The sequence below is a fragment of the Streptomyces sp. NPDC003300 genome (assembly GCF_040610915.1).
Taxonomy (GTDB): domain Bacteria; phylum Actinomycetota; class Actinomycetes; order Streptomycetales; family Streptomycetaceae; genus Actinacidiphila.
The window spans coordinates 147,719-161,951 of the sequence record NZ_JBEXNE010000017.1; the positions used below are offsets into that span (position 1 = coordinate 147,719).

7 protein-coding genes are annotated in these 14,233 nt (G+C 72.1%); 3 read left to right on the plus strand and 4 right to left on the minus strand.

Features of this window, described 5'->3' with window-relative positions; genetic code table 11:
* Nucleotides 1-6: 6 nt before the first annotated feature.
* A complete protein-coding gene (locus tag ABZX65_RS24145) occupies nt 7-1,233 on the minus strand; it encodes an FG-GAP-like repeat-containing protein (protein ID WP_355343593.1) in 1,227 nt (408 codons plus the stop codon).
* A 159-nt stretch (nt 1,234-1,392) separates the two neighbouring features.
* Nucleotides 1,393-5,682 carry a glycoside hydrolase family 3 C-terminal domain-containing protein gene (locus ABZX65_RS24150; RefSeq protein WP_355343596.1) on the minus strand — a complete coding sequence of 1,430 codons (4,290 nt, stop codon included), beginning with the start codon at nt 5,680-5,682 and terminating at the stop codon, nt 1,393-1,395.
* A gap of 451 nt (nt 5,683-6,133) precedes the next feature.
* On the opposite strand from ABZX65_RS24150, the gene ABZX65_RS24155 reads away from it, so the two are divergent.
* Together ABZX65_RS24155 and ABZX65_RS24160 are read left to right on the plus strand one after the other, a co-directional pair.
* Entirely contained in the window at nt 6,134-9,394 is a 3,261-nt protein-coding gene (locus tag ABZX65_RS24155) for a family 78 glycoside hydrolase catalytic domain (protein ID WP_355343599.1), read from the plus strand.
* A 171-nt stretch (nt 9,395-9,565) separates the two neighbouring features.
* Nucleotides 9,566-9,868, plus strand: coding sequence for a DUF1330 domain-containing protein (locus ABZX65_RS24160; protein WP_355343602.1), 303 nt, complete (start codon nt 9,566-9,568; stop codon nt 9,866-9,868).
* 31 nt (nt 9,869-9,899) lie between these two features.
* Here the strand turns inward: ABZX65_RS24160 and ABZX65_RS24165 are convergent, their stop codons facing one another.
* The gene (locus tag ABZX65_RS24165; protein ID WP_355343605.1) at nt 9,900-10,439 is read right to left on the minus strand and encodes a hypothetical protein; all 540 of its coding nucleotides are present in this window, start codon (nt 10,437-10,439) and stop codon (nt 9,900-9,902) included.
* A 124-nt stretch (nt 10,440-10,563) separates the two neighbouring features.
* Here ABZX65_RS24165 and ABZX65_RS24170 point away from each other — a divergent pair, with 124 nt between their 5' ends.
* Nucleotides 10,564-11,787 (plus strand): cytochrome P450, encoded by a 1,224-nt coding sequence (locus ABZX65_RS24170; RefSeq protein WP_355343608.1) that lies wholly within the window; start codon nt 10,564-10,566, stop codon nt 11,785-11,787.
* Here the strand turns inward: ABZX65_RS24170 and ABZX65_RS24175 are convergent.
* Nucleotides 11,768-14,143 (minus strand): FUSC family protein, encoded by a 2,376-nt coding sequence (locus ABZX65_RS24175; RefSeq protein ID WP_355343611.1) that lies wholly within the window; start codon nt 14,141-14,143, stop codon nt 11,768-11,770. The genes ABZX65_RS24170 and ABZX65_RS24175 overlap by 20 nt on opposite strands.
* Nucleotides 14,144-14,233 lie beyond the last annotated feature (90 nt).

The window sequence follows — 14,233 nt, forward strand, 5'->3', positions numbered from 1 at the left end:
GCGGGATCAGAACAGCGCGTCGTCCTCGGACAGGCTCACGCGCGCCCCGGTGTCGAAGACGCCCTCCGACGTCCCCGCCGAGTACACGCGCATCTGCCCGGTGGTGGCGGCCACGAGATCGGGCAGCAGGTCACCGGTCAGGTCGCCGATGCCGAGGAGCGTGGTGAAGGGCGTCCAGCCGCCGGTGCCCGCCAGGACGCGGGCGCCGAGGCGGCCGTGTCCGTCGCCCGGATAGAGCCACAGCTTGCCCGTGGACAGCTCGGTCACGACGAGGTCGGGGCGGCCGTCGCCGGTCAGGTCGCCGGGGGCGGCGAAGGCGCCCATCACGTTCCAGCCGGGACCGACGAGCAGGCGGGTGCCGAAGGTGCCGTCGCCCCGGCCGGGGTACATCCACAACTGGCCGGTGGTGTCGCGGGCCAGCAGATCGCCCTTGCCGTCGCCGTCGAGGTCTCCGGCGGCGGTGACGGCGGTCATCGTGTTCCAGCCGGGGCCCACCAGGAGCCGGGCGCCGAAGGTGCCGCGGCCGGTGCCCGGGTACATCCACAGCCGGCCGGTGGTGTCGCGGGCCAGCAGGTCCTCCGTGCCGTCGCCGTTGAGATCGCCGTGCCGGGTCAGCGCCGACATGGAGTTCCAGCCGGACCCCTCAAGACCGGCGGTGCCGTCGCCGGGCAGCCGCCACAGCTTTCCGGAATACGTCCGCAGCAGCAGGTCCTGGCGGCCGTCGCCGTTGAGATCGCCGAACGGCTGGGCGGGGCGTTTGAAGACTCCGTACGGCGCGAACCACGGCAGGTACTCGGGGCCTCCCTGGCACTCCCGCAGGGTGTGCGCCCAGCGGAAGGAGCTGAGGTTGTGGTCGAGGGTGGCGCCGGGACTGGTGAACCGCGAAAGCTCCCAGCGGTCGTCGCCGGTGCCGGTGGTGTCGGCCTCGACGTCGTGGACGGCGTCGAGGTACTGGTAGTCGGCCAGGCTGTACATGCACAGGGCGTGGTAGCCGGTGCGGTTGTAGACCGAGGACGCCTTGTCGTCCCACGCGCCGAGGGTCGGCTGCGCGGCGGTATAGGACGTCATGGTCCCCTGGCCGCCGGGCTGGTCGAACAGGCACAGGGCGCCCTGCGGGCACCGGTCGTAGCCGGTCGCGGCTTGCGCGGGGGCGACTCCCCCGGCCACAAGTCCGAGCGCGACGGCGGTGGTCAATAAGGTGGCGCGCAGTGAGGCGCGCAGTGAGATACGCATGACGGTCCCCCCAAGGAACATCCGGCCCGCCGGGCGGGTGCGGGCCGGGCACACCTTAGTCGTGCCCGGCCCGGCGTGTACGGCACTCGGCGGTACCGTTCCCCGCCCGGGAGGGGTGGACGGGGAACGGCGGTCATGGTCCGGCGGGTCCTGTCGGCCCTAGGTGACGGTCAGGCCGAAGACGTGCAGCCGGGTGCCCGCCTGATCGCCGGTGACCGTGGTCGGCAGGGTGACGTACGCCAGCGTCCTGCCCGCGGCCAGCGGGATCCTGGTGGCGTACAGGCTGACGGCGGTGTCGGCCGGATAGCCGCTGTTCGGCGGACGGTTCCAGCGGGGTGCGGTGGCGACGGGCTCGTCCTCGGGGAGCGGGGTGCTCGGGGTCCAGTTGGTGAGGGCGAGGGTGAACGGGGCGGTGCTGCCGTCGGTGTACGTGAGGGTGCCGGTGCCCGATCCGCTGCCGTTGTTCGCGGCGCCGAGGAACCACAGGGCAGATCCGCTCGTGTCCACCGCGATGTGCTGTCCGGCCGCGACCACGTTGTCCGCGCCGCCCGGTGCCGGGTCCGGCCAGGTGAAGGTGGCCGGGCCGTGTGCGACGGATTGGCCCGGCTTGACGCCGACGTCGGCGAGGGCCTGGGCGGAGTAGCTGAATCCCGCGCCGTCGAAGTCGGCCGCGCCGGGGGCGGTCTCGTCGCCGACCCCGGTGTTGTCGTAGGCGGCGGCGAGTGATCCGTACAGCAGGGGCAGTGCGAGCGATCCGCCGTCGAGCGGGTGGTCGTGGCGGGCCACGGTGGCGGTACCGGTGAGGTCGAGCGCCGCGGAGGTGGCGTTCGCGCCGACGGTGACGGTCAGCTTGGTGGTGGCGGTGGCGCGGGGGCGCAGGGTCACCGCGGCCCGGGACGGTGTGACGGTGACGCCGGTCGGCGCCTTGATGTCGGCGGTGACGGTGACGGTCTGGTCGGTCGCGTTGCGCAGGGTGAGGGTCGCGGGGAACGCGGTGCCGGTGCGTGCCAGCTTGGTGGCGGAGGTCAGTCGCGCGGCCACCAGCGGCGCGGTGGTGACCTGTTGGCCGCCGGAGACGCTGAATCCGCCGCTCGCCGTCGCCGTCGCGGTGAGCCGCCACAGGCGGTTCTGCGCGTCGGCGGGCGGGGTCACCAGCCATGAGGTGCGCGGGCGGGTGCGGGGGTCGACACGGTTGAAGGTGGCGGGCGTCAGGGCCCGTACGGTCCATCCGGCGGGTACGTCGAGACCGAGCCGGACGTGCTGGAGCGTGCGCGTGCCGCCCGCGGTGAGGGTGGTGGTGACCACGTTGCCGTGGACGGGGTCGAGCGCGGCGGGGACCTGCGCGGTGACGGTACGGGCGCCGGTGGCCGTGGTGAGGGTGTGGGCGCCGGTCAGCGGCAGATCGCGGGAGGAGTTACCGACGTAGATCCGGTACGTGCCCGGAATCGTCGTCCAGGCGTGGGCCTTGGAGTCCCAGGTGCGCAGGTCGTCGGGCGCGAGGGTGAAGGTGACGCGCCGCGACTGTCCGGCCCGGAGGGTGACGCGCTGGAATCCCTTGAGCTGCTTGGGGGGTTCGCCCGCGCCCGCCGGGTCGCCGACGTAGAGCTGGGCGACCTCGGAGGCGGTACGGGTGCCGGTGTTCTTCACCGTCGCGGAGACCTTCACCGGCCCGGTCGTGCCGGTGACGCCCGGTGAGACGGTGAGCCCGCTGAAGGAGAAGGACGAGTAGGTCAGGCCGTAGCCGAACGGGAAGAGCGGGGTGAGGTGGTGGGCGTCGTACCAGCGGTAGCCGACCTCGAGTCCCTCGCTGTAGTGGTAGTCGGTGGTGTTGGTGGCCACATCGACGGTGCCCGGGTAGCGGGACGGGTCGGCGGTCGGCAGTTGCGCCATGCTCGCGGGCCAGGTCTGGGGCAGCTTGCCCGAGGGATTGACGTCGCCGAACAGGACGGAGGCCAGTGCGGCGCCGTTCTGCTGGCCGCCGTACCAGGACTCGAGGACGCCGTCGACCTTGCCGAGCCACGGCATGAGCACGGGCGCGCCGGTGTTGAGGACGACGATCGTGTGCGGGTTGGCCGCGGCGACGGCGGCGACGAGGTCGTCCTGCGCGCCGGGCAGGGTGAGATTCTGCCGGTCGCCGTCCTCGCTCTCGTCGTCGTTGACGACGACCACGGCGACGCTGTCCTGTCGGGCGGCGGCCGCCGCGGCGGCGATGGCCGCGGTGTCGGGCACCTGCCAGCCCAGGGTGACCGAGCCGTTGCCCGGCGGGCTGGTCGGCGTCCCGGCGACCGGTCCCGTGGGGCCGTTGACCGGCTGGTAGTTCTCGACCGTGATCGGGGTCCGCACGCCGCCCTTGAGGCGGATCGCGGACACGCCGGGGCCGTACTGCGCCCAGTCCTGGAAGACCGGCTGCCCGTCGAGGGTCATCCGGATGCCGCCGGTGTTGGCCATCGAGAAGGTGTACGTGCCGGTGACGGGTGCCGTCAGGTAGCCCTTCCACCGCACGGAGAATCCGGCCGGGTTGACACCTGGGCCGGGCGCGGCCGTGTAGTGGTCGTCGACGGTCGGCTCGACGCGGGTGAGCGCGGGGGTGCCGGACAGGTCGAGGTTGTTGAAGTACTGCGTGGTCAGGCCGGGTTGGCCGTCGGCGGTGGTGAAGGTCGCGGCCGGTACGGTCGGCAGCTTGTCGGTCACGCCGGGGACGTCGACTCCGGTTCTGCCGATGGCGACCTGGGCGCCGGTGCCGTCCGCGCCGAAGGCGGTCAGTTCGGCGATCGACCACCAACTGTCGGCGGTGCCGGTCTGTTCGATCCTGATGTAGCGGGCCTGCCGGGCGGCGAAGGTCGCGGTGACGACCTGTCCGGCGCCGGCGCCCTCGGCGACCGGGTCGCCCCATGTGGCGCCGTCCGCGGAGAGCAGGACGCGGTAACCGCGGGCGTAGTCGGTGCTGTTGCCCGCGTCCAGGGTGACCCGGTCGATGCTGTGCGAGGCGCCCATGTCGACGCTGACCCACTGGCCGTCGGCCATCGGGGTGCCGGTGGACCAGCGGGTGCCCGCGTTGCCGTCGACCATGTTGTGCGGCTGGTCGGAGGGGCCGGCCGAGGAGGACGCCCGGGCGGCCCAGGCGCCGAGGTAGTCGACGCGGCCCTTGGTCCCGAGCCGTTGGGCGATGCCGTCGGCGACGGTGACGACGGACGAGGCGTCCACGGGTACGTGCGAGCTGCCGCCGCCTCCGGTGATCGGCGCGTCCTTGGCGGCGGCGCCGATCACGGCGACCGTGGGCGTCCTGGCGGGGTCGAGCGGGAGCAGCCGGCCCGCGTTCTTCATCAGGACGGTGCCCTGCGCCGCGATGTCGCGCGCGGTGACGACGTGCGCGGGGGTGGTCGCGGTCGCGGAGGGCGAGCCCGGTGCGGTGTCGAAGAGGCCGTAGGCGAATTCCTCGGTGAGCAGCCGGGCGACCTTGTCGTTGAGCACGGCCATGCCGACCTGCCCGGAGCGGACGGCGTCGGCGAGCGGCTGTCCGAAGTTGCCGGGGGCGGGCATGGTGAGGTCGAGACCGGCGTTGGCGGCCCGGACGGTGCTGCGGGCGCCGTCCCAGTCGGTGACGACGAATCCGTCGAAGCCCCAGTCCTGCTTGGCGGTCCGGTTCAGCAGATACGCGTCCTCGTTGGAGTGGACGCCGTTGACCAGGCTGGTGGCGGCCATGATGGAGGCGGCGTCGCCCTGCTGGACGGCCTGCTTGAACGCCGGGTAGTAGATCTCGTTGAGGGTGCGTTCGTCGACGATGGCGTTGCCGTTGTTGCGGTTCTGCTCGGTGTCGTTGGCCGCGAGGTGCTTGAGGTCGGCCATCACGCCCTGGGACTGGACGCCTTGGACGTACTTGGTGGCCATCGCGCCGGACAGGTAGGGATCTTCACCGGCCATCTCGAAGACGCGTCCGCCGCGCGGGTCGCGCTCCAGGTTCACATCGGGTCCGAGGTTGACGCTGACGCCCTTGGTCTTCGCCTCGGCGCCGACGACCTGTCCGTACGCGGTCTCCACGGCCGGGTCCCAGGTGGCGGCGGCGGCGACCGGAGCGGGCATGGCCGTCGTGCCGCCCATCACCACGCCCGCTCCCCCGTCGTTGAGGTTCAGCGCGGGTATGCACAGCCGGGGCAGGGGGGCCACCACGCCCGCGTAGCCGGGGAGTTGGCTGCCGTGGGTCATCGACAGCTTCTCGTCGGTGGTCATCCGCGCGAGCACCTGCGCGGCCCGCTGTTCCGGGGCGGCCTTGGAGTGCAGCCAGCGGCAGGCGGCCGTGCCACTGTCGGCCGCGGCCTGTCCGGTGACGGCGGGCAGCAGTCCGGTGGCCGAGGTGAGCAGCAGGGCGGCGGTCAACGCCCGTACGAGCCTGGCCGGTCGGGCCCGTGCGGGCCGCCCGCCGTCGGGCTGCGCTGCGGGGTGTGCGGTCATCGGTGTCCCCTCTGGAGTACGTCGCGCGGTGCGCGGCCGTGGTGCGGCGCCGCCTGCCCGGTCAATCGATTCATTCCGTCGTCGCGCCGAACGGGCCCGCCTCACAGGGGCGGTGCGGGGCCGGTCGCCGGGCGCGGGCCACGGGGGACGCGCCGTATCCGAAGCGGGGCAGACCATATAACGATTCAACAGGAGCCGTGGAGAACCTAAGTCCATCTCAGCGGCCGGTCAATAGGCGTGCGCCCGGAATTACCCGAAAGCCCACGACAAGGAAATTGAAACGTCTTTCAATGTCGACAACGATGTCTGATCCGATGGATCGGGTACACACCCCCGGATGGCGGCTGCACGCAACCGGGCCGCGTCAGAAGTATTGACGCCCCGCCGGGCGTTCTCATACGTTTCTCACGCCCCAATGGAGTGAATCGTTTCACTCACCGCAAGGAGTCCGATGTCCGGTTTTGCGCGGGAAAAACTGTCGTACGGGATCGCCGTCGCGGTGCTGGTGACGTCGCTGTCCCTGGGCGGCGCGCCCTTCGCTCGCCCCCCGGCCGCGCAGGCCGCGTCCGGCGGAATCTCCGTGGGTGAGCTGACCGCTGACGCCACGACGGATCCGCTGGGCATCGACGATCCGCGTCCCGCGCTCGGCTGGAAACTGCGCGCCGCGGCCAACGGCCAGCGGCAGAGCGCCTATCGGGTGCTGGTGGCGAGCGACCCGGCCCGGCTGAACTCCCCGAAGGCGGACGTCTGGGACAGCGGCCGGGTGGCGACGGACGATTCGACCGGTGTGCCCTACGGCGGTCCCGCGCTGGAGTCCTCGCGCACCTACTACTGGAAGGTGCAGGTCTGGGACGCCTACGGCCGGGCGTCGGCCTGGAGTCCGGTCGGGCGCTGGGAGATGGGCCTGCTGAACTCGGCGGACTGGAAGGGCGCGCGGTGGATCACCCCGGACACCGGCGGCGCCGACTCCTGGTCGGACTTCACCCTGGACACGGACTTCACCATCAAGGCGGGCGCGGCGAGCGTCCTGTTCCGCGTCAAGGACAGCCGCGACTACTACATGTGGCAGATCAACGCGGCCTCGACGCCCGGCAAGGTGCTGCTGCGCCCGCACGTCCAGAAGGACGGCTCCTTCGCCACCCTCGGTGAGGTCGACCTCAGCCCGGTGGTCACCACGGCGAACGCCGGAGCGCGCCACCACCTGACCGTCAGGGCGGACGGCGCCACGATCACCACCTCGGTCGACGGCACGCGGGTGGACACCCGGACCGATACCACCTTCACCGCCGGTACCCTGGGCTTCCGCACCTCGACCACCGGCCATGTCGCCGAGGAAGCCCTCTACGACAACCTCGTGGTGCGCGGCCTGGACGGGGCCACGCTGTTGTCCGACGACTTCTCCGCCTCGCCCGACCCGTCCTTCCCCGACTCGGCGGTCACCGACGGGCAGCTCGAACCCAAGGGCGACCCGGCACTGCTCGACCCGAACCCCGCGGCGCCCCTGCTCCGCAAGGGCTTCACCCTCGACGGCCGGAAGAAGGTCACCAGGGCGCGGGCGTACGTCTACGGGCTCGGCTTCTACGAGATGCACCTGAACGGCGCGAAGGTCGGCGACCGGGTGCTCGCACCGGCGAGCACGCCGTACGACCAGCGCGATCTGTACGCCACGTACGACATCACCGGCTCCCTCAAGCAGGGCGCCAACACGGTGGGCCTCTGGCTGGGCAACGGATACGGGCCGCGGTTCAGCCCGTACGGCTTCCGCTGGACCGGGCCCAAGCAGGCCGTCGTGCTGCTCGATGTCCGCTACTCCGACGGCACCCGGCAGAGCGTCGTCAGCGACGACTCCTGGAAGTGGTCGACCGGCGCCGTCACCGCCAATGACCTCTACGCGGGTGAGAGCTACAACGCCCGCCTGGACAAGCCGGGTTGGGACCGCGCCGGGTTCGCCGACTCCGGCTGGCAGCCGGTGCGGACGGTGGCGGCGCCCTCCGACAAGCTCGTCGCGGACACCATGCCGCCGGTCAGGGTGACGGACACGCTCCGCGCGGTGAAGTTGACGCAGCCTCAGCCCGGCGTCTACGTCTACGACTTCGGGCAGAACATCGCGGGGTGGGAGCGGCTGCGGGTGACGGGTCCCGCCGGGACGACAGTGCGGATGCGGACGGCGGAGGAGGTCGGCGCGGACGGGACGCTGGACACGGCCACCAACAGGTCGGCGGCGTCCACCGATTCCTACACTCTGGCGGGCGCCCGTACGGCGGAGACGTACGAGCCGCGCTTCACCTACCACGGCTTCCGCTATGTCGAGGTCACCGGCTTCCCCGGCAAACCGGCCCTGAGCAGCCTGGACGCGCGCGTGGTGCACGCCGATGTGGCCTCCACGGGCACCTTCTCCTCCTCCGACGCGCTGCTGAACCAGATCTGGCGGAACAACCGGTGGAGCGTCCTCAACAACTCGATGAGCGTCCCGACCGACAATCCGGTCCGCGACGAGCGGACTCCTCCCGGCATGGACGTGCAGGCGTATCACGACGCGTCCACCCGTGAGTTCGGCATGGACCGCTACTACGCCAAGTACCTCCAGGACATGCCGCCCGGCACGGCCCTGCCGAACGACGCGGGCAACGCGCAGCAGCCCGACATGGGCGGGAACCAGATCACGCTGGCATGGACGCTGTACGAGCAGTACGGCGACCTGGCGACGCTGGCGGCCACGTATCCGGCGATGAAGGCGTTCGTCGACAAGAACGCCGCCGATGTGCCGGGGCACATCTGGCCGAGCGACCGGGGCTTCGGCGACTGGTGTCCGCCGGACCGCGGCGCCAACGCCAACGGCGGTCGCGGCGGGCCGAACGCGGGCGCCTGCACCAGCGAGGTGTCGGTGGTGAACACCGCGCTGTCCTACCTCCAGGCGGTGGATGTCGCCAAGTCGGCGACGGCGCTGGGCCACAGCGCGGACGCCGCCCGCTACGGGACGCTGGCACGGGACATCAAGGACGCGTTCAACGCCGCGTTCCTCAACGCGGCGGGTGACACCTACGGGGACGGGCGGCAGACCACGAGCGTGCTGCCGCTGGCCTTCGGCATGGTGCCCGCGGCCCATGTGGCGGCCGTCGGACGGCAACTGGTCTCCACCATCACCGAGAAGGACGGCGGACACCTCGACACCGGCATCTTCGGCACCCGCTACCTGATGGACGCGCTCGCCGCGATCGACCGGATCGATGTGGCGATGACGGTGCTGGACCAGCGCACCTACCCCGGCTTCGGGTACGAGATCGGCCAGGGCGCGACGAGTTCGTGGGAGCAGTGGACGTACTACTCCAACATGGAGACCCACGACCACGCGATGTTCGCCGGTGTCAACGCCTCGCTCTACACGCGGTTGGCGGGCATCGAGCCGACCGGGCCGGCCTACCGTACGGTGACGGTCGCGCCGCGTATCCCTGCGGGGATGCGGCACGCCGCGGCCTCGATCGCCACCCCGCGCGGCACGGTCGCCAGTTCCTGGACCGTCGCGAACGGCCGGACCACGCTCGACGTCACGGTGCCGGTCGGCTCGACCGCGACCGTCCATCTGCCGCTGCCCGACGCACGGCATCCGCGGGTCGAGGCCACGCACGGCGCTCGGCTGCTGCACAGCGACGGCGAGGAGGCGGTCTACGCGATCGGTTCCGGCCACTGGCGGTTCACCGCGGCGGGTCGGTGAGCCAATCGCGGACCGGAGCGTGACAGTCACGCCAATTCCCGCACGGCACGGGGACTTTGGGACCATTGCGCGGCCGTCCCGAATTCGGCATGCTGAGCGCCGGATCGCATGTGATCCACAGCGTTCCACGTCATGTGACGTATTTCGCAGCCGAATTCGGGGAGACCGCAGATGACCGCGTACGTCCTGCTGGAAATCCAAGTGACCGACATGGCCGCCATGGCGGACTACCGGGAGATCGCCCAGAAGGCGGTGGCCGAATTCGGCGGCGAGTACCTGATGATCAACGCCAGGCCCGAGGCGGTCGAGGGCACGTGGGACGGCGCCAAGGGCCTGACGCTGCTGTCGTTCAGCAGCGTGGAGCAGGCGCGGGCCTGGTACGACTCGGACACCTACGCGCCCGGCATCGAGATCGCCAAGAAGGCGACCGTACGGCGCCTCGCCATTCTTCCCGGCTTCGGCGAATCGGTCTGACCGGTTCGGCGCTGTATACGGTCGGCGCGGATCAGGGCAGTTCGAGCATCGGCTCGCCGCAGGACTGGCATTCGGCGTACACATCGAGGTCGTTGAGGATTTCGGCGTATTCGCCGTGTCCCTTGAGCGCGGCCGTGGCCGCGAGCAGATAACCCGTGGTGACCTGGTCGTGCTCGCCCGCCACCAGCGTCTCCCCGAGCAGGGCCAGCGCCTCGGGGAGCGCCTGCCGGTACGCCTGCGCGAGGTCGTCGGGCAGGCCGTCCCAGACCTGTCCGTACTCGCCCGAGCACATGGCGACGAGCCCGATCACGTACAGGTAGTCGTCCCTCTCGGCCGCCGGAAGGCCGCGCGCGATGGTGACGATGTGCGGCACGGCGGCGTACGCGGCGGGCCAGGCGGTGCCCTCGGAACAGAGGTACGGCCAGAGGTCGTCGAAGCGTTCGCGGTCGGCGGGGTGGTCGAGCAGGTGGCGCAGTTCGTCGGGCACGCAGGGGGCGTCGGAACCGCCCTTGCCGTTCGACCGGTCGCGGTGGTCGAGCGTGGTCCAGCGGGGGTCGTCCAGAGGCAGCATGGCCAGGAGTGTAGGGGTCCGCACAGGGCGCGAAAGCGCCTAGGTGCGGCTGCCCGCCGTGCCCTAGCGTCGTGACCGCCCGCATGCCGTACGCGCCCGTGAGCAGGGAAGCAGAGGACGTATCGTGACCGTCATACCGCAACCGCCAGACATCCTCTCGCCGCAGTTCGCCGCCGACCCGTATCCGGCCTACCGCGTCCTGCGGGAGCACTACCCCGTCGTCTTCCACGAGGGCACCGGCAGTTGGCTGCTGTCGCGGTACGAGGACGTCGAACGGGCCTTTCGCGACCCGGTGTTCACCACCGACAACTACGCCTGGCAGCTCGAACCGGTGCACGGCGGGCGGACCATCGTGCAGATGAGCGGGCGGGAGCACTCCGTCCACCGGGCGCTGGTGGCACCGGCCTTCCGCGGCCGGGAGTTACGGGAGCGGTTCCTGCCGGTGATCGAGCGCAACGCGCGCGATCTGATCGACGCCTTCCGTGACGCCGAACAGGCGGACCTGGTCGACCAGTTCGCGACCCGCTTCCCGGTCAATGTGATCGTCGACATGCTCGGGCTCGACCGCGACGACCACGACCGCTTCCACGCCTGGTACGCCGCCGTGGTCGGCTTCTTCGCCAATCTCGCGCAGGACCCCGAGGTCGCCGAGGCCGGGATGCGCGCGAGCCGGGAGCTGGCCGCGTATCTGGTGCCGATCGTCCACCGGCGGCGGGCCGAGCCGGGCGAGGACCTGCTGTCGTCGCTGTGCACGGCGGAGATCGACGGCACGGTGATGACCGACCAGGACATCACCTCGTTCGTGAGCCTGCTGCTGTCCGCGGGCGGCGAGACCACCGACAAGGCGATCTCCGGGATGTTCCGCAATCTGCTGGCCAACCCCGAGCAGTTGGAGGCCGTGCGGGCCGACCGCGACTTGGTGGCGGCGGCCTTCGCGGAGTCCCTGCGGTTCACTCCCCCGCTCCAGATGATCATGCGGCAGCCGGCCCAGGACGTCACGCTCCACGGCGTCACCATCCCGGCGGGCGCGACGGTCACCTGTCTGATCGGCGCGGCCAACCGGGACGAGCGGCATTACGACAGGCCCGACACCTTCGACATCCACCGCACGGACCTGACCACCGCGAACGCCTTCAGCGCCGCCGCCGATCACCTGGCGTTCGCGCTCGGGCGGCACTTCTGCGTGGGCGCGCTGCTGGCGAAGGCCGAGGTGGAGGTCGGCGCCAACCAACTCCTGGACGCCTTCGCCGAGATGGGCTTCGCCGACGGGACGCCGGCCCCGGACAGCGGGGTGTTCGTCCGCGGTCCGCAGCGCCTCGACCTGAGCCTCACGCCCGCGACGACCTGACCCGCAGCGCCGGACGCGGGCCGAACGGGCCGCGGCCCTGTCGCAGGGTCGCGGCGGCCCGCGCCGGGCGCAGGATGCCCGCCTGGAGGCGGCGGGCCGCGTCGATGTGGTCGAAGGTCCAGATCATCTTGACGGCGGTGGAGGTGCCGCGCCCGTCGTCGGCGGTGAGGTCGCGGCGTACGGCGTCGAGCAGCCGCCCGTCCGCGGCCTCGTCGCGGGCGGCACGGTCGGGGACGGCGCCGGAGCCCGCGAGGGCCCGCGCGGCGGCCTCGTACCAGTCGACCAGCAAGGTGCCCGCGTAGAGGATCTCGCCGCGGGCCGCCGTCCTGTCCTCCTGCGAGGTGACGGTCTCGCGCTCCCACAGGTCGAGGATCGCGTCGGAGGTGAGCCGCAGCGCGGCGACGCCGGTGATGAGGGTCGTCACGTCGGCCAGCGGGATGTGCTTGGTGCCGCGCTCGGCGAGGAAGCCGCGGAAGGCGTCGTCGAGGCGGCGCGAGGCGGCGGCGGCCCGGCGCCGCTCGTCCTGCGGGGTGGCGGGCGCGGGGGCGGCGGCGTCGCAGCGGGCGACGCCGTACTGGATGGCGCCGCGCAGATAGTGGGCGCCTTCCTCGTAGGCGTCGGCCAGTGCCTGGCCGAGGGCGCGTCCTGCCCCGCGTGGCCAGAACAGCGCCCCGGCCACCAGGGAGACCCCGCAGCCGAGGGCGACGTCCTCGACGCGGACGAGCCCGATCTGCCAGCCCGCGGGCTCGATGATGTTGTAGAGGATGAGCAGGACGGTGGTGAACCCGGCCTGTCCGGCGGCGAAGGAGATGGCGGCGGGCGCGAGTCCCGCGAAGGCCACGGCGAAGGGCAGCAGCAGCCACAGGGCGGTGGTGTGGGTGCCGACGCCGTAGACGATGCCGCCGCCGATGACGAAGCCGACGCCCGTGCCGAGCAGGCCGCGCAGCGCGTTCTGGCCGGTGCTCAGGGCGTTGGAGCGCAGCACCGCGAGGGTGCCGAGGACGACCCAGAACGAGTGCTGGACTCCGGTCGACTCGGCGAGCAGGACGGCCAGGGCGAGCGCGATGGCGCCGCGGACGCTGTTGTGCAGCCAGACGGAGTGGCGCTCGACGTGGGCCCCGGCGCGTTCCTGCGCGGAGGACAGGAAGGACGGCACGCCCGAGGGCCCGCGGCCCAGGACGTGGTCCCACCAGCCGCGGCGCAGGGCGGCGACGGTGAGGCCGATGTTGGTGGCCATGGCGGAGATCGCGAAGCTCATCTCCTGGGCGCGGAAGCTCGGTTCGAGGGCGCCAAGGATTCCGGCCACGGCGTCGTCGGCGGCAGGGGTGTCGGGCGCGCCGGACGGGCCCGGCGCGTCGGCGGAGCCTGATTTCGTCGTCCGGGGCCGGTGCAGCGGCAGATCGCCGGTGACGGCCGTCTCCATCGCCTCGCGGGCGGCCTCCAGCCGCCGCAGGTCGCGCTCCAGCTCCGCGGAGCTGTCGGCGACCGACTCCAGGCTGGCCGCGCCGTGTTCGAGCAGGGTCGCGGCGGCCACCTTCACGTCGCAGACGACCGCGTCCGTCGGCCCGGGCTCCTCGTCGAGCGGCATGCGCTCCAAGATCGCGTCGAGCCACACCACCTGGTCGACCAGCCGGACCAGCGTGCGCGCCGACGTGGACAGTCCCGTGGGGCGGTACGGCGTCCCGAAGAACGAGGTGCGCAGCGCGGCGACGGCGGCGCCCGCCTCGTCGGACAGCGCCCGGTACTCGGCCGCGCCGACCGGTCCGAAGCCGCCGCGGACGCAGTCGACCTCGGAGCGCAGCCGCCGGGCCAGCAGCGCGCACGCCGTGGCGGTGGCCAGCCGCAGCGGTTCGCGCCGGGGCGCGGGCCACAGCAGGCCGACGGCGATCACCGACGCCGCGCCGGCCAGCAGCCAGCCCGCGAGCCGGTCGGGCAGCGCGCTCACCGGGGCGGGCAGCGTCACCGGCAGCACGAAGGCGACCAGCAGCGCGGTCGAGGCGCTGGCCAGCACCGAGCTCACGACCCCGGCGAACAGCACGAGGAAGCCGACGACGAGGGTGACCAGGACGGCCAGCCACGCCGTCCGCGACGCGAGCGTCCCGACGGTGACCAGGACCGCGCCCGCCGCCACCAGACCGGTCTGCGCGGCGAGCCGTTGGCCCATCGCGCCGCTGAAGTCGACGAAGAGCAGGCCTGACAGCGCGCCGAACGAGGCGAAGGTGGCCATGGCCGGGTTGCCGACGACCTTGTCGCACAGGGCGAACAGGGCGGGCATGACGATCGCGGCGCGTCCGGCGCGGCGCAGCGCGGACAGGTCCGCGTCGCGGGTGCGGAGCCAGTTCAGGACGTTCAGCACGGCGGTGCCACGTGTCGTCGTGCTCGCCGCGCCGCGTCCGGTTCTGTGGTCATCAGCAGAGCATCGCACTCCGTACGGCCGCCCGCAGGC